Raw genomic sequence first — 17,283 nt, forward strand, 5'->3', positions numbered from 1 at the left:
GTGATACTACATTACGAACTACTGCATCAAAGGTGCCTGTACTTGAGTTGTTGTTCTCAATCGTTACGGTGCCACTTGGTTTTAAATCCTCTGGTCGTTTTCCAATAAAAACATTTGTCACGGTTCCACCAACACCCGTCATCTGTCCATTGTTCTGAACATAGTAAAGGTGGATATTGTAAAGACCGGTTGAGTTTTTATGGTCCGACGCTTTTACATTGACGGTATAGGTCCCATTTGCTTGACGGTTGGCTGTATACCAAACAAGATCATCTTGACCACCTATTTCTGACCAGATTGGTACAGACACTGTTCGAACTCCATTTGGCGCCTTAACATTTGAGACTACAACATTAAAGCGACCCGCCATTGTATCATTATTGACAATGCTGATCTTACCGCTTAAGGTACCTTCTGTCGGATCAGCTGCAGGTTTTGCATTCGCTGTAAAGCGACCGGTATAGTCTACACTGTGGTCAAAGAAGTGCTTTCCTGGAAGCAATTCCGCCTGAGAAGTGAACTGCCATGCGCCAGCTTTTCCATTGTAACGCAAACTTTTCGCATCATTTACAGATAGTTTCGGAGAAGGATATTGGGCAACCCAGAAATTCTGAAGACCAAAGTGAGCAGTGTTGACAGGACCTTTCTTGCGAAGGTTGTTTTCATCCAACCAGCTGGCACTAGTGTAGAACATCAAGTTGGTGTAGCCATTTTTACGCATTTCATCCACCCAAGCTTGAGTATTGCGGTTGATATTTGACTGCATCTTAGCATCTTCAAAGTCATTGACCATAAGAGTATTCTTTGAAAGATTCAAACGTTGTGCTGCCGCAATATAGAATCGTGCTTCTGCACGCGCCGCTTCTTCAGAAGTATAGCGAGAGAAGTGGTAGGTCGATACTTGCAGACCCGCAGCTTGTGCATTGCGAATTTGGTTCTCCGCATTCGGGTTCTTGTACCAAGTGTCTTCTGTCAATTTGACAACGACACCGCCTACGCCCTTATTAGCTAAGGTACGGTAGTCGCCAATACTAATCTCTCCGTTGTGGCTACTCACATCAACGAATGATTTTGGCTGAACTGCCACATCCGTAGAGCGACTAGCTGGAGCGTTTGAACCCGTATTGAAAAAAGTGGTGCTTCCTGCATCAGACTGAAGAGGAGTTTCTTCTGTCTTCTCAGTAGGCGCTACTTCTGTAGATTTTTCTACAGATGGTGTACTACTTTCCGAAACAGTAGTAGTACTCGTAGAAGCCACAGACTGTTCGGTCACATTTGCTGGTGCAACGTAGTTGCTTACGATAGGTGCTGCGGTCTTTTCAGAAACGGCTACTTCTGGTGCTTTTTCAGTTTGCACTTGCTTGCCTTCAGTAATAGCAGTTTCTTTGGAAACCAGCTCATCTGCACTTACTCCTTGAGTAGATGCAGCCATCAATATTGCTGCTCCCGCATAAAAAATAAGATCTTTCTTTTTCATTTAACCTTCTCTTGTATATAAATTTTATACTTTTACCATTTTACCATACGGCATCATTGATGAAAAGTTCTATGATGGCTTTTTTAAAATTAGTTTTATTTTTTTGGAGAATATAAAAGAAGTTCAAACGAACTTCTTTTACTCTCATTTTAAATGGGTTAAGGCTGTCTTTAGGTAGTGACCATCTCGAATTTCCTGGCCAACACGCTTGGCATTGTCCACCAAGTCTTGGTAATCAGTATCTGAAAGATTGTCGATTGTCTCCTTCAAATCATGGAGAGACTCTACTGCAATCCCACAGCCATTCTCTAAGACAAAATGTGAGAGGGCAGATTGTTTCCAAACAACCAGAGGAAAACCTGCTGCTAGGTAAAGAGAAGCTTTATGAGAATTGTTAAAACGCAGATAGTTGCCGTAAGTACCCTGACATGTTTCCGAACTATCCCCATCCCACACTAAGCCAAAACTACCTTCTAGAGCTGCCGGTAGATCATCAGGCATAAAGGCACCAAAGTAAGTGATGTTATTCAAAGCACGACTTTCATCGTACCCAACCCCATAGAGATTATAGGCAGGATTCTCTGGCAAACTATATAGATAGCCTGATTTTGTTGGGTTTAAATTCCCAGCAACAATGATTGCTTGTTCTTTTTGAGGAAGAGACTTTTCTTGAAAATTTGGAATCAAATAATCAAAAATCTCTAAACTAACCATTTTATCAACTGGAAATCCTTGATTAGCTAAAACGCCCTTCATGATGTCATTATGAACAATAATCCCATCCACAGACATCATAGCTTTCTTCTCTTGGAAATAGTTTCTCAATTTATGTCTCAATTTCACTTCAGAGCCTGCTGCATGGCGCAAGGTTTCAATATCGTGAATCAAGAGATAGAATTTCGCTCCCCTTTTTTGTGCCTGCTTGATGAGCTGTGCAATCAAAAATGTATGATGGATAATTGGAAACTGAATGACCAATTCATCCCCTAAACCTAGTTGATCAAACACAGATTTAGTTGCACTATATTTGTGTTGTTGGGCCTTAAAGAAATTCATCTGATACCAGTTGTTAACCTTAATCTCTAATCCCTTATACCCTTCTGAAATCAGAATGGCTTCCACGTCATTTCGCGCCTTACTTCCTGCATTCTTTTCATGTTGATTATGCAGAAATGAATCTTTCAGATAATATCTCACTTTTCTCCCCTTCACTAGACCTATCTCTATATGCTTCCAAGTTCTTTCTCAACGACTTCCAAAGCACGCTCAATGACCACGTGCATGTCGTAGTATTTATAGTCTGCTAGGCGGCCACAGAAGATAACCTTGTCATTTTTAGCAGCTTCTTCTTGGTACTTGGCAAACATGGCGTTGTTCTTTTCATCATTGATTGGGTAGTAGGGCTCATCTCCACGTTTCCAGTCAGCTGGATATTCACGGGTGATGACTGTCTTCGGTTGGGTTCCATATTCGAAATGCTTGTGCTCGATAATCCGAGTATAAGGAATTTCACGCTCGGTATAGTTGACCACGGCATTGCCTTGATAGTTTTCCTCATCCAAGATTTCGTGTTCAAATCGCAGGCTGCGGTATTCCAACTCCCCATGTTTGTAGTCAAAGTACTGGTCAATCATCCCTGTAAAGACTACTTTTTCCGCTGATGCTTCCAGCTCTTCACGATTGGCAAAGAAGTCAACCCCAAGCTCTACTTCTACATCGCCCAGCATGTTTTCAATGATGACGTTGTATCCACCGATTGGAATCCCTTGGCAACGATCATTAAAGTAGTTATTATCAAAGGTCAAACGAACTGGGAGGCGTTTGATGATAAATGGTGGAAGGTCTGTTGCAGAGCGTCCCCATTGTTTTTCTGTATAGCCCTTGATCAACTTTTCATAGATATCTGGACCAATTAACTTGATGGCTTGTTCTTCCAAGTTTTTCGGTTCAACATCTTTCATGTCAGCCGTTTGCTCGGCAATCTTATCCTTGACTTCTTGAGGAGTCTTAGTGCCCCACATAGCGTAGAAGGTATTCATGTTGAAAGGAAGGTTGTAAAGACTGCCCTTGTAGTTAGCCACCGGTGAGTTGATATAGTTGTTAAACTCAGCGAACTGGTTGACATAGTCCCACACCTTTTTGTTGGACGTATGGAAAATATGGGCACCATACTTGTGAACATTGATCCCTTCAACTTCTTCACAGTAGATATTCCCACCGACGTGATCGCGCTTGTCAATCACTTTTACTTTTTTACCACGTTTTGTAGCTTCGTGTGCAAAGATTGCGCCAGACAAACCAGCTCCGACGATAAGATAATCGTACATAATCTCTCCTTATTTTTTTATGATACTTTTTAGTTCTTGAAAATCCAAGATTCTTAAGATTAAAACCAAGCCTCCGTAGACTAGGAAGCCAAGTACAGAACATATCAATACATTTACAACAGATGAGAAGTTGATAAAAGTTTTTATAAAATACAAAGCACCATACATCAGGAATGCTGCTAGGAGTATTTTTAGCATGGATGGAAGAATCTTGACTTCTTTTAGATAGTCACTTGTAAAGTATAGTTGGATAAGCCAGACTAAACCTTCTGTTACAACAGAAACGATTGAAGCTCCAATATAGCCTAAAGGCGGTATCAAGATGAGATTTAAGCCTACACTAAAAATAGCTGGAATGGTTGTTGATAGCATAAATTCACGATTTCGATTATGAGGTATCAAAATCTGGATTCCCATAATATTAGTCCATCCGATAAAAAACATCCGAAAGACCATGATGGCAATCGCATAACGAGCATCTTGGAAATCTTGTCCCAAGAAAAATTGAACAAAGTCGTTGTTGACAATCAAAATCCCTGCAATCATTGGAAAAATAACAAGGTTATAAACCAAGAAAGACATTTCATGTAATTTGTTAACTGCTTTTTTATTTCCAGATGAAAGAAGATTAGAAACTCGTGGAAGCATGACACTTCCCAGTGAAGTTACCAAAGTCAACAAAATATTTATCAGTTTAAGAGCTTGATCGTAAATCCCTACATCCTTAGTAGAAGACAAGGCTCCTAGCATAGTACGATCTAGCGTGATATAAAGTGAAATTGCTATTTGAGGTAAAAACAAGAGGACTACCGGTTTGATATGTTGCTTGGCATAGACCAAATCCAGATGAGGTTTGCGAATGTGTTCACGAGCAGGAAGCCACATACTCAGTTGACCCAATAAATCATAGACAACTATAAGAGTTATATACAAATATAAATCAGATGGTTTCTTTACAAAAAGAAAGATTGAAACAACCCCTAGAAGTTTGACCATGGTGTTTCGAGCGGTAATCTTTTTGAAGTCTTCAAGTCCTTGAAAGAGCCAAGAAATATCTAAACCACGAGATAACAAACCAAAGCCTAAAATATAAGCAATTGGATTGTTCATGGAAGGAACCAAGAGACATACTATGATATAGAGACTAATTGCTAAGCAAGTAGCCAGTACCTGCAAACTATAGATCCCCCAGAAGGTCTTAGCTACTTCCTTACGGTTCCCCGAAATTTCCTTGGTCCCATAGTTGGCCACACCCAGCGTTGCTAGCAAGATAAAATAAGTCACAATGGAATTATAGTAGCCATAAGTTCCTAAAGCATCCGACGAGAAGACCCGAGTGATGTAGGGGGTTGTAATGACTGGTAGGACGATGACTAAGAGTTGGTAGGATAGATTGTAGAGGTAGTTTTTAAGCACTTTCATAAATATAGAAAACTTTGCCTTCCTGTTAAATTATCGTTTAATCTTCTTTATTCAATTTCATTATCTGAATTCATGATAAATAAACGACTGATAAATAAGATCAATGGAGAATATCGAAGAACTAACATTTGAGGGTCAAACATGCCATGGATAATCATTACTCCTAAACAGGCAAGTACGATATCTTTTCGAATGGTTACAAAATATTTCATAACTTTAGTAAGAGTCAACAACATGAAGGCACTTACGATTAAGCCATCAATAACCAACAACTGCACAAACGAGCTATCTATGAAATTATAATTACTAGTAAAATTCCCGAAAATATCTAAGAGTGTGAACTTAATATGTTGTCCTAACCAAGATACTCCAAAATTGCGGAAGCCCTCTACACTTAACCGTAGCCGATTATGTGTAAATTGATCTACAAAATGGAATAAATTCCCAGATGAATAAAAACAGAAATATAAGGTAATGATTAAAGCCAAAATAAAACCATATTTTGCTATTGTTTTCATCCAGAAGTGTCCAATAATAAAGTCTTTTTTTATGATTTTCAGACTAAACAACGCATATGTAAGTATTAAAATACTTAAGTAAAATGGACTAGTTGTCGAAGTTTGTTGGTACATATAAATCGTGGCAAAAAGCAAGGAAAGTAATTCCATGTAAGAAATTTTTTTCCCACGAAACATCAGATAACTACACAATGCAAAAAATAATCTTTGTGAAGCAAACGAAACATAATTAAACCCTAGACTAAAACGATAGCCACCATCTGCCCTCATGAACATATTCGAAATCACGCCCATGTTGCTAGCAAAAATCGTCAAAACAAGGACTAGAAATGTGGCAAAAGAGAAAGTTCCTAATAACTTTCTGAAATCTATATCTCTAGCAGAAAAAACAAGTAAAAGAACATTTAAATCAAGTAACCCCTCTCGATTTTTTGCAACTATAAACATAGAAATAATGAACAATACTGCTATTAACAGTTGTTCCCAATGAAATCTAAAGTGATACAAGCTTCTTGGAAGATTCACCAACTCTTTTATCAGAATCATAGCAATTGTGAAATAGAGGACGATCCTATACAATGATAAGGAGCCCTCTAATCTAATAAAATAAGTAGTTGTGACTAATGACGTGACAACAACCCATATAAATAAGGTGATTAAATAAATTTTTTCTGATATAGTACGATTGTTCATCACAATAGTCATCCAACCCTTTCAATCATATAATTAAAAATATTTAAAACTTTACAACTCTCTTTTATCAAATATCAAAGAATTGAACTTACCCTTTTGATTAAAATCTGTATTTTTTTAGAAAAATCACCGTACGATGCATTCTATAATTAAGTGAGAATCTAACGAAAAGATTGATAAAAGGAGTATTTTTTTGTCAAAATAACCATCTCTTTGTTTACACACAATTCTTCAAAATATTGCCGTTTCAAAAGAAGAGGTGTTTTTTTGAACTGAAATATTTTGAATATTACTCATTAGAATAAGAGATTTATTTGATCAACAAATTGTTCATCATGAATGCCCCATATTGACATCAGCTGGTTAACTTTCTCTAATTTTTCCAGTTGATATTTCATTCGATTAGGATTATACTATCCCATAGCAGAAGAGCCCCCTGCCCGAAATATAGACATATTAACAAGTTTGTGAGAATACGATTTTATTGAGACATTCGTATACAGTTCGATTGAAACGAACATCTTCTCCCAATTCATAGGTTTCAAAAACAATTTGATGTGTTTACGATAATAAAAGTATAGAAAAATTCCTGTTGCTGCTAGTATAGAACCTGCATTCAAACGTGCATCACAAAAATGAGTAACAAATCCTGCTAAGGCTAAACCCGAAAAAGTTCTTTGAAAGATAAACTTGTTTCTATAAAGATAGGAAATAACCATATAGATATAAAAACAATGAGAGGCAAAGTCTGTAGGATAAATAAAACCAAAAGAATTCCGAACCACGATACCAGTAGATCTGTATTGAACAAATTGTAAATTAGGAATAATATCAATAGCAGAAAGAAAAACAATCAACAGAACAAAGAATAAACCTAATCCTGCATATAATTTAAGAACACTCTCATATTCGACCTTGTAAAGAACAATAATTAGAAAAATAAACATCGAAGCATTCAGGGTTCCAGTCTTAAAGTAAATCATACATCCTACCAGAAACAAGAGAGGCGCAAAGATGAGAAAAGTCAAAGAGTACTCTTTAAAATAAAGAAAACGAACTCCTAAAAAGGGAATAACATTAGGGATACGAGGCAAGAGAGATGCTAACATCGAAGTGTTAAGCATGTCCATAGATACAACTAATATTAGAACCACTGCCACTAACAGTTTATCGCGTTCTATCTTTGACATTTTTTTCCTTTTCTAATCTCAAGCATCTCATATTTTACTGAAACTTTTTTAATTTTTTAAAACGATAATACAAACCCGGAGTCAAAGATAACATCATGTAAATTGCCTTGTTTTTCAGGCTAATCCGCTTATTTTTCATAACTCTACCTAGGTATGGACGAATTTTTCTTTGAATTCGAGTTATTTCCTCTTTAGAAGAATCAGTTATTAAAATGAAAATGTGAAGACTACCAATGAACAAACGAGCGATGACAGCATCGTCAAGGTTTATATTATCTGAATAGTCCTTCTTGACAACATCCTCCAAATGATTCATAGAATGATAAAAATCGTAGTGCTTACTGTTAAAGTTTGATAGAGTAATACTATTCGGTCTACGATAATAATGGTAGATACCTAAATCAATAATGCAAACTGATTCCACTTCTTTCAAGTAGTCACTAATTACATATAAATCTTCGTAGATTTTCCCTTTTGGATAAGGATATTTTTCTACAATATCTTTGGGAAAGAGTTTAGCCCAGGCAGAGACTGTAGCCATTTTACCATATAGCATTTCTATTAATGTTTCTTCAGAAGAAAGAAGGATAGCTTTCGATAATATTTCCTCATTTAATTGATAATTTTGGTAGGATTCATGATCGTAAGTATCATTGCCTTTCCCTGCGACAATACGAGCGCCTGTACGTTTCTGAAGTTTTATCAAAAGCTCAAGGGCACAAGGTTCAAAATAGTCATCTGGATCTAGGAAAACGATCCACTCCCCTTTAGCTTTAGCTACACCATAATTTCTAGCATCAGACAGACCACCATTTTCTTTATGATAGGCCGATACCCAGGTATACTCTCTTGCATATTGATCGCATAGTATCCCGGAATGATCCGTGGAGCCATCGTTAACTAAGATTACTTCAAAATCTTTATAGGTTTGATTGACCAAGCTTTCCATAGCATAGCGAAGATAGGTCTCCACATTGTAAATGGGTACAATTACCGAAATCATATTTTCTTTTCTTTCTCTTACTCAGTTAGATATTTAAAGCTCAAATGAACTTTTTTCTGGGAAAAGTTGATTCATAGCTTTTATAAAGTCCACCATTACTCTCTCTTCATCTTGAATATTGAAACCATCATTGATACACATAATTCTATATTTTCCGGAATGTAACAGTTTCCAAAAATCAGGACCTGCATGATCTAGAGAAAATAACCCCCCCAATTTAGGATCAGCAACTTCATATTTCCCACTGGCAATCTGCCAGTATTTAAAGAGCCAAATATTGGTATCAGATGGATTTCTAAAACGACTAGCAGATGTTTTCTCCAAGATAGCAGTTTCTTTCTCCCATACCAACTCCATGGTCGACTTTAAGAGGGGATGCGTCAAATGATTTTCCCAAAAACCACAGATAAATTTACTATTTCTATAGAGTAGGCTCTTAACGATATTTTTTAAGCCTTGCTTGAAAGATAAAAATTTGCCATTTTTAAGAATCTCGTCCCTACTAAAATAACTGGTTACAATTTCCATATCGTTCACTTGGAAATGCCCCGTACCGTAACGTTCTGGGACAATCGGTGATAAGGCTGTATTATACTTTGGCAAGCCGTCTTCTGAGAAGAAATCCGTTGGTTCAACTGGAGCTGTGAGATAAACATCATCATTAAAAAACACAAACTGTTCAGAGAGTCCAGGAATTCGATGGATATTGCTCTCGATAGGATTCGCAGAAAAAACAGGTAGATATTCCTTACGGATGATATCTGAATGATCGACTAAAATCAATTTTTCGCTAGTAATATTTAACCAAGACGGTTTTTGTTGGTCAGTAACGAGATAGACCTTATTGACCCAAGGAGCAAACTTTTCTACCCCTCTAAACCAGTATTTAAAGGTTCCCCAATCACGATAAGCCTTGACCGAATTCATACTTTTTTTTGAAGTATCTATTGACTTAGAGTATTCAGCCTTTTTAGCTTGCCAAACAGGATCCCCACCGTCTACCCAAATAACAACAAAATCTATTTTATTCATAATCTTAATTTTCTATATCTTATACAAATCTGAGAAATTCTTGATATAACTCTCCAACGAAAATAACTCTTTTTGACGTTGGACAGAGGTCTTACCAAATCGCTCTCTCTTCTCGCTGTTCTCTGCTAATTCTTGGATAGCCTTAGATAATTCTGCAGGCTGATTCGGTGTAGCAAGAAGACCGTTTTCGCCTTCTTTAACCATTTCACAGACACCACCATGACGGTAGCCGGCTACAGGTTTGCAACAAGCCATGGCTTCTAGGACGACTGTTGGTAATGGATCTGGATTGGTACTTGGCAAGACAAAAATATCAAACATATTATAGAGTTCTGTCGTCTTGCTATAATAGTCAATTCGCTTGATTTGGCTAGCTACCGGTGAGTCTGATATAGCCTTTTCCAACTCATCCACGCGCCACTCCTCCCCCTCAAAAGCACTACCTGCTAAAAAGGCTACTGCTTTTGGATTAGCCTGTAAGATTGGAGTCACAGCTTCTAGGAAGTCTCCTTGCCCTTTCCAAGCATTCACTCGACCAACCATACCGATAACCAAAGCATCCTGAGAGATCCCAAATTGGTCACGAACAGCGCTAGCATCGATTTTATGATAGACGGCATTGTCGACCCCATTATAAATAACTTGAACTTGGTCATCGTTGACATAGCGAGACTGTTTGACATGATTAGCAACGGCATTTGAAACTGTCACAATCTTATCTGCATAGCGCCCCATCAAAAAGTTGATAAAATCTGAAATGGCTTTTGGTTTGACGATAATTTCATGCACATGCCAAATCAAAGGAAGTTTCAACTTCCGCTTGAGGTAAATTCCTTCCAGTACAGCAGTCGTATTGTTGTGAATAAGGGTAATCCCATTTTCCTTGGCATAGTTGGCAATTTGTTTTGAATAACGATTATAGGAACCAAAGTACTCAAGGATTCCTTTTGGATTAAAATATTTTCGGCGTAATATTGGGTAATCAATGACTTTAACCTTAGCACCGACCTCTTCTAAAGCACCCACTAAGACACCGTCGTTGGGTAAAATAACGTGTGCTTCAAAAGCATCTTTACCCAATCCTTTAATAAGCTCCAACAACACCTTGTCAGCACCATACATTTCTGCACCAGCATGGAGATATAATATTTTCTGCATTTCTAACCTTTAAATACTTTCTCATAGTCTGTGACAATCTTTTCCCAAGTAAAGGCTTTTGCGATCCGTCGGCTTGATCTTTGATTGAGATCTTCGATTGCTTGAGCGTCCAATTGTTCAGCCTGATCAATGACATGGGCCAATTGATCTTTCTTCCAATAAAGTGCTCCATCTTCACCGACTTCACGGTTAAAACCGACGTCCAACAAAAGGTTGAGTTTAGTAGACTCAAGAGCTTCAAGAAGAGATGGATTAGTACCACCTACTTCATGACCATGGAAATAGGCAAAGGCATGTTCACGAATGTATTTGAGCAATTCTTGATCATAGACCGTCCCGACAAACTTCACTCGAGAATCTTGATCAAATCCTGTATCTTTACGCAACTGTTCATAGAACTTATTTTGCTCTACATTGGTAATCAAGACAAAATCTTTTTTGGAACTAGACTGCATAAAGCCACGAATCATGGCTTCATAGTTGTTTTCCGGTACAAAACGCCCTACGACAAGATAGTAGTTTCCTTCGGAGACTTGCTTATCTGCAAACCACGTCCGTACTTTCTCGTCCTCATTGCTCAGACTGGACTTACTTGTTTCTGTTCCATAGGCGATATAGGTCGTCTGTGGCTGATACTTAGCGTAGTCCTTTTGAATATAGGACTCGATATTCTTGCTATCGCAGATCAAAAGATCGGCGTGTTTAACCATGAGTTGTTCAGAAAACTTCCAGTATTTACGGACTGGAAGACTCCACTTCGCACGAAGCCATTCATGTCCATCCGGATTGACCATCAAAGCCCCTCCAATCGCCTTGATTTTCTTCTTGATACCAGCGATAAAAGGGCCAATCCGACATGCCAAAACATAGAAGATAGGGGCTTGATCCTTGTTTTCTTTTGCGATTTCAATAGCTTTATTGAGCGCTGCAATATCATAAGCAATAGCACGTGCAGGACCGATATTAGGGACATCAATGTTGTAGCAAATTGCGCCGTTATGTTCAAAAGTATCTGCAGTAATCCCTGATTTTGCAGAATTCTCCCGCATACATGCCACATAGTACTGAATCTCTCGATCTTGTTGACACTCTGTCAGCTTTTCGACAAAGGTTTCAAAACCACCATATTTCGCTGGAATTCCCTTAGAACCCACGATATAAACTGACTGTTTCATTTTTCTCCTTACATGGAAAGGACGAAGCAGGAATTTCCTACTTCGCTCCATCTCGTTTAAATACAACTTTGATCGTTTTCAGCAAGATTTTAATATCTGACCAAATGGTCCAATCATCAATATAAGATACATCTAAGCGAACCACTTCATCAAAGTCTGTAATTTCGCTGCGTCCACTCACCTGCCAGAGTCCTGTAATACCAGGCTTAAAGCTCAAGCGGCGTTTTTGTTCTGGAGTATATTTCTCATACTCATCCACTGTTGGCGGACGGGTGCCAACCAGACTCATATCACCTTTTAGGACATTAAAGAATTGTGGCAGCTCATCCAGACTGGTCTTGCGGATAAAGCGACCAATCGGCGTAATCCGAGGATCATTATCCATCTTGAACATACCACCGGTCATGGTGTTTTGATCCATCAATTCTTTTTTCCGTTCTTCTGCATCGACATACATGGAACGGAACTTATAAAACTTGAAATAGCGGCCATTTTTCCCGACCCGCTTTTGGGCGAAAATAGCCGGTCCTCCATCCTTGCGAATCAAGGGCACCAATACAATCGCCACCAAGCCGCATAGGAGCAAGCCCACCAAAGAACCACATATATCAATTACACGTTTCGCGGTCACATGGCTAGGTTTGTAGAAGTTGGTCGAGAAGGTGACAACATTGAGGCCAGCTACTTCGCGAATTCGTTTGTTGCCGGCAAAGTTTAAATCAAAAGCATTGAGGTTGACGGTAACGTCGATCCCCATGGTCTCAAATTGTGAAACATACTCCCCAATTTCATACTCTTCACTTGGAAGATTGAGAAATACTTCATCTACCACTTCATAGGTCGCATAGGCCAACAGGTCTTCCTTTGGAACAACCTGAACAAAGGGGTGTTGAAAGTCTGGCCGGTCTAATACAGTGACCGCAACCACTTCCCCTCCGCTATCATTGGACGAAAGAAGTCGATCCAGGACTTTATCCAGACGAGAATTCGCTGTAATCAAGAGAATCTTGTGACTTCCTTTGAGACTGTAATAGAAGCGACGCCAATACCGTTTAATGAAGTAATTCATTAAATAAAGGACAAGAGTCAGAAGAAACAGAAAATAAATCATCCCCCGGCGGGAGAGGGAGAACTTCTCCTCCAAAAAGAAGCTCGAAAAACTGATGGCTAACGCGAAGCACAAGCTGTATTTCAAAGTTTGTAAGAATTCAACTAGATGCCCACGTTTGAAGTAATCTTGGTTGTAATCACTGACGTAGAAGGCTACGAAATGCAATAAATACAGATAGAAAATTGTATTAGAGTGGATTTCTGTCTCTGTCACAAAACTAAACAAATAAGCCACAACTAAGACTGGTAAGCTTTGGACAAAGGCCAAAGCAAATTTGTGAAATCCCCTTCCTTCTGTCATAATATCCCGATCCTATTCTTTATCTTTTTTTCCCGTAATTGCCATAGTTCCCATAGTTCCCGTAATTACCATAAGAACCATATTTTTCTAATTGAATATCAAATTTATTGAGGACCACTCCTAGGAATGGTGTCCCCGTCTGCTCTAGTTGCTCTTTGGCCTTTTGAACAGCCTTGCGACTAACAGCTCCTGCTGCTGTCACAATCAAGCTACCATCACAGCGTTGAGCAATAATCGCCGCATCAATCACCATCCCAATTGGTGGGGTGTCGACAACGATATAGTCATAGTGATTGCGGAGCGCCTCAATGATGACCTCGAAGTTTTTACTTTGCAAGAGACCCGTTGGATTTGGAGAAACCTGCCCTGACAGGAGCACATCCAGTTTTGGATAATCTGTCGTCGCAATTGCTTGCGAAATCTCACTCTTCCCAGAAAGTACTTCTGTCAAACCAGCAACACGACCTTGGCTCTTGAAGACACCTGTCATGACCGAGTTACGGATATCCGCATCGATCAACAAGGTACGATAGCCCGCACGCGCAAAGGCTGTCGCCAAATTCGTAGAAATGGTTGATTTTCCTTCGTTTGGTTGCACAGATGAGATGGCAACGACCTTAATATTGGTCCCACTCAACTGAATATTGGTACTCAAGGCATTAAAATACTCTTCAGCCTGAGTCATCGCTGCTAATTTGCTTTTTACAATTTCTAAGGTTGCCATGAATTCTCCCTCTTACAGTTTCTTCACACTAGGGATCACACCTAATAGAGTGATGCCCATCACTTCTTCGACATCTTCTGGTTTCTTCACACGGTCATCCAATACCTCTGACAAGATCACCAGGATGGAAATCAAGACACCCCCAAGGACAAAGCCAATAACGACATTTCGCTTAATATTTGGTGAAGAAGGGTTTTGCGGTACGACAGCCTCATCCAAAGTCGTCACGTCAGATACCTTGGTTACAGCGATAATTTTTTCGGCCGCTACATCTTTCAATCCATTCGCGATACGAGCTGCTTCTTGTGGATCTGGGTCTGAGGCTGTGATGGACAAAATCCGAGTATCCGCTGGAACTGCCACTGAGACTTTCTTAGCAAGCTCTGCTGGAGTCATTTCCAACTTCAACTCTTCAATAGCCTGGTTCAAGACATTTTGAGAAAGAATAATCTCGCGATAGTCTTTAACCAAGTAGGATCCCGCTTGAAGATCTTGGTTGGTCAAGGCATTGTTTTCTTGGTTCTGACGGCTGACCACATAGATACGACTGGTACTTTGGTAGATTTTCTTCGCCACAAATGCGCTGTACCCTAGGGCACCAATCGCAAATAGCAAGGCCGTAATCAGAATTGAGAATTTACGACGCCATAAGGTTTTAAAGAGGGAGACCACATCCAATTCGATCTCTTTGCTCTCTTGGTTTTTCATATTCACTTTCTCCTTTTCAATCCCCGTGATGGAACTTGATTGTTAAAATAATTCGTTATCCAGTAATGCTTGTTGATTTTCAATAAAGAGGGCACGCGCTCGGTTACTTCCGTAACGTTTTTCAATCAACTGATAAGCCTTTTCCATGTATGGAGGGCGCTGATCGACATTGTGCATATCGCTCGCAACAAAATGGACCAAATCCTTGTCCAAGAAATATTGGGCACGATGTTTCATGAACTTGTAGCGATCGCCAAACAATTTAGGCTTGAGCACACTCGAACTATTGATTTGGGTATAGCATCCCATTCGGATCAATTCCCGCACCCGTTTTTCATTCTTTTCCAAACAGTGGTACCGTTCAATATGGGCAACTACCGGAGTCACTCCTAAGCGCAAGACCGCACTTAAGGCTTGATGAATCTCCTTGTAGGGCGTTGCCATACTAAACTCGATCAAGGCAAAGCTGGTTTCAGCAAGCGTTGGAATAGTCCCAGCTTCCAGTTTTTCAAGAATATCTCGCGTATAATAGATTTCTGCTCCAAAATGCAAGGTCATTTCCGGTAGATAGGTCGCCACCATCTCTTTTACTGCTAAGTAGTTTTGATAGATCTTTTCTTCTGGGGTTTCAAACATCCCTTTCCGACGATGGGACGTCGAAACGATGGTTCGGACCCCTTGACGGTAGCTTTCCTCGATGAGGAGTTTGCTATCCTCAATCGTCTTTGGTCCATCATCCACATCAAAGACAATGTGTGAATGAATATCAATCATTGTTTTTTCCTTCCATGGTTTGGTTTATCTTTTCTTTGGCTTGTGCCACGCTATCAGCATTCAACTCCATCATGTAAAGAGCAGATCCTGGCATCGCATATGAAGGCAAGTCATTTCGTCCTTGTCCAGTGACAGCTTGTGAAGTCACCTTGTAGCTTCCACCAGTCTCCAACTGTGTATTGACCAAATTCATAATGGTTGGCAAGGGCATATTGGTTTGCAAGGAATCTTGTAAACCAGAAACGATTTCGTTGTAATTGCTCAATGCTTTGGTCGATGTTAATTTATGGATAATGGCTGCGATGACTTTTTCTTGGTTCTTCCCACGGTCGTTGTCTCCACCTTCGAGAGAGTAGCGTTCACGGACAAAGCCAAGAGCTTGTTCCGAATCCAAGTGGACTTTTCCTACAGGGAAGTGGTAGTTCCCGTGTAGACTTGTAAACTCTTGATCATTTTCTACATCAATCCCTCCGACGAGGTCGACAAGCTTTAAGAAAGAAGTGAAATTCAAGCGGACATAGTAGTCAATCTTGATGTCGTACAGATTTTCTAAGGTATGAATAGACGCATCTACTCCGTAAATCCCAGCGTGGGTCAATTTATCCCCTTGGTTGTTCCCACCATCTGCGATCGGTACATAGGCGTCACGCGGAGTCGTGGTCAGCAAGACTTGCTTGGTCTTTCGATTGACCGTCATGATAATATTGACATCAGATCGAGAAACCGAAGTGACTGGGCCATAGGTGTCAATCCCACTGACATAGATGTTAAAGGTATCCGCATTGGCATCCGCCTTTGCCTTGGTTTCCACTTGGCGACGGATCTTGTAAGAATAGATTTTCTTTAATTTTTTCGCGTAGTCAGCATCCACACTGGCAATGGTATCTTCAAAGGTACTATTCAAAGCAATGGCTTGTGTCTTATCTTCTTGTAGGGCCTGGTAGGCTGCCACGTAAGATTCCACATCTTCGATGGTCAAGTCATGCTGGCGCGTTTTCTTCACTTCCTCTACCAAGGCTAGAAGATCATCTGCATTATTATTCCCCGTAGGCGCTGCTACACTGCTGATTTCTTTGATATCTTGGATTGGACTATCTGCTTTGACATAGACAGCCATTTCAAATTCCGTATAGTTGGCATTTCGGTTCACATTTCCAGCGACATCGACCAATTGCTGGGTAACAAATGTCCCCACGGAGGTCCCTAGCAAGCCTAAAACCAATAAAAATAGCGTCGTCTTTTTAGCCTTGCCTGCAAGGATCAAACCCAAGGTTAAAAAAAGTCCGCCAATTAACAATACCGTCACAAGAATATTCAAATAACGGAAAGCTAGGATATTGTAGCTAAAGACATTATAAAGAAAGAGCCCAGCTACAAGTAGCGTTAAAACCCAGAGACCACTATTTACAATGCGTAGCTGATCCCAACCGCTTGTTCTATTTGAATGTTTGTTTTTTCTACTTCGATTCATTTTATCCCCCATACTATTTTCTTAAATATTATAACATAAAATTGGCCTACAGATCAGAATCTATGCCCATTTCTCCACTATTAATTTTATACTATTCCTAACTTTCTGTACAGTAACATAAGAAAAAACGAGCAAATAAAAAGAGGCTGGGACAAAAGTCCTAGCCTCTCAATTGTCTTTGGATTATCGAGCAAGACGCA

15 protein-coding genes are annotated in these 17,283 nt (G+C 39.5%); all 15 read right to left on the bottom strand.

The genetic code is table 11. The annotated features are described in order from the left end of the window. Window positions 1–1,477: GH25 family lysozyme (locus ADH49_RS04505; protein WP_048690196.1), on the bottom strand; the 1,477-nt coding region annotated here is incomplete at its 3' end. A gap of 144 nt (window positions 1,478–1,621) precedes the next feature. After that, window positions 1,622–2,674 carry a sugar transferase gene (locus ADH49_RS04510; RefSeq protein ID WP_048690199.1) on the bottom strand — a complete coding sequence of 351 codons (1,053 nt, stop codon included), beginning with the start codon at window positions 2,672–2,674 and terminating at the stop codon, window positions 1,622–1,624. Window positions 2,675–2,700: 26 nt separating this feature from the next. Then, on the bottom strand, window positions 2,701–3,804 hold the full coding sequence (gene glf / locus ADH49_RS04515) for a UDP-galactopyranose mutase (RefSeq protein WP_048690202.1): 1,104 nt from the start codon (window positions 3,802–3,804) through the stop codon (window positions 2,701–2,703). A gap of 9 nt (window positions 3,805–3,813) precedes the next feature. Next, window positions 3,814–5,226, bottom strand: coding sequence for a flippase (locus ADH49_RS04520; protein WP_048690204.1), 1,413 nt, complete (start codon window positions 5,224–5,226; stop codon window positions 3,814–3,816). Between the two features lie 47 nt (window positions 5,227–5,273). Beyond that, window positions 5,274–6,449: a polymerase gene (locus ADH49_RS04525; RefSeq protein ID WP_172605106.1), complete on the bottom strand. Its 1,176-nt coding sequence runs from the start codon at window positions 6,447–6,449 to the stop codon at window positions 5,274–5,276. A gap of 401 nt (window positions 6,450–6,850) precedes the next feature. Next, window positions 6,851–7,627, bottom strand: a complete 777-nt coding sequence (locus ADH49_RS10275) for a hypothetical protein (RefSeq protein ID WP_061564478.1) — start codon at window positions 7,625–7,627, stop codon at window positions 6,851–6,853. A gap of 34 nt (window positions 7,628–7,661) precedes the next feature. Further along, window positions 7,662–8,630, bottom strand: coding sequence for a glycosyltransferase family 2 protein (locus ADH49_RS04535; protein WP_048690207.1), 969 nt, complete (start codon window positions 8,628–8,630; stop codon window positions 7,662–7,664). Between the two features lie 33 nt (window positions 8,631–8,663). Further along, complete coding sequence (locus ADH49_RS04540) at window positions 8,664–9,662, bottom strand: Stealth CR1 domain-containing protein (protein ID WP_048690209.1); 999 nt, start codon at window positions 9,660–9,662, stop codon at window positions 8,664–8,666. A gap of 12 nt (window positions 9,663–9,674) precedes the next feature. Beyond that, window positions 9,675–10,820 carry a glycosyltransferase family 4 protein gene (locus ADH49_RS04545; protein ID WP_048690213.1) on the bottom strand — a complete coding sequence of 382 codons (1,146 nt, stop codon included), beginning with the start codon at window positions 10,818–10,820 and terminating at the stop codon, window positions 9,675–9,677. Window positions 10,821–10,822: 2 nt separating this feature from the next. Further along, entirely contained in the window at window positions 10,823–11,995 is a 1,173-nt protein-coding gene (gene cps2T / locus ADH49_RS04550) for a beta 1-4 rhamnosyltransferase Cps2T (protein WP_048690215.1), read from the bottom strand. A 37-nt stretch (window positions 11,996–12,032) separates the two neighbouring features. Next, a complete protein-coding gene (locus ADH49_RS04555; protein ID WP_048690217.1) occupies window positions 12,033–13,406 on the bottom strand; it encodes a sugar transferase in 1,374 nt (457 codons plus the stop codon). A 19-nt stretch (window positions 13,407–13,425) separates the two neighbouring features. Then, window positions 13,426–14,130 carry a tyrosine-protein kinase gene (locus ADH49_RS04560; protein ID WP_048690219.1) on the bottom strand — a complete coding sequence of 235 codons (705 nt, stop codon included), beginning with the start codon at window positions 14,128–14,130 and terminating at the stop codon, window positions 13,426–13,428. Window positions 14,131–14,142: 12 nt separating this feature from the next. After that, window positions 14,143–14,838: a Wzz/FepE/Etk N-terminal domain-containing protein gene (locus ADH49_RS04565; protein ID WP_048690221.1), complete on the bottom strand. Its 696-nt coding sequence runs from the start codon at window positions 14,836–14,838 to the stop codon at window positions 14,143–14,145. A gap of 42 nt (window positions 14,839–14,880) precedes the next feature. Further along, entirely contained in the window at window positions 14,881–15,612 is a 732-nt protein-coding gene (gene cps4B / locus ADH49_RS04570) for a capsular polysaccharide biosynthesis protein Cps4B (protein WP_048690223.1), read from the bottom strand. Continuing rightward, window positions 15,605–17,095, bottom strand: a complete 1,491-nt coding sequence (locus ADH49_RS04575) for an LCP family protein (protein WP_125329282.1) — start codon at window positions 17,093–17,095, stop codon at window positions 15,605–15,607. The genes cps4B and ADH49_RS04575 overlap by 8 nt, the downstream gene beginning before the upstream one ends. Between the last annotated feature and the right edge of the window lie 188 nt (window positions 17,096–17,283).

Source organism: Streptococcus sp. 400_SSPC, from assembly GCF_001072745.1.
GTDB lineage: Bacteria > Bacillota > Bacilli > Lactobacillales > Streptococcaceae > Streptococcus > Streptococcus xiaochunlingii.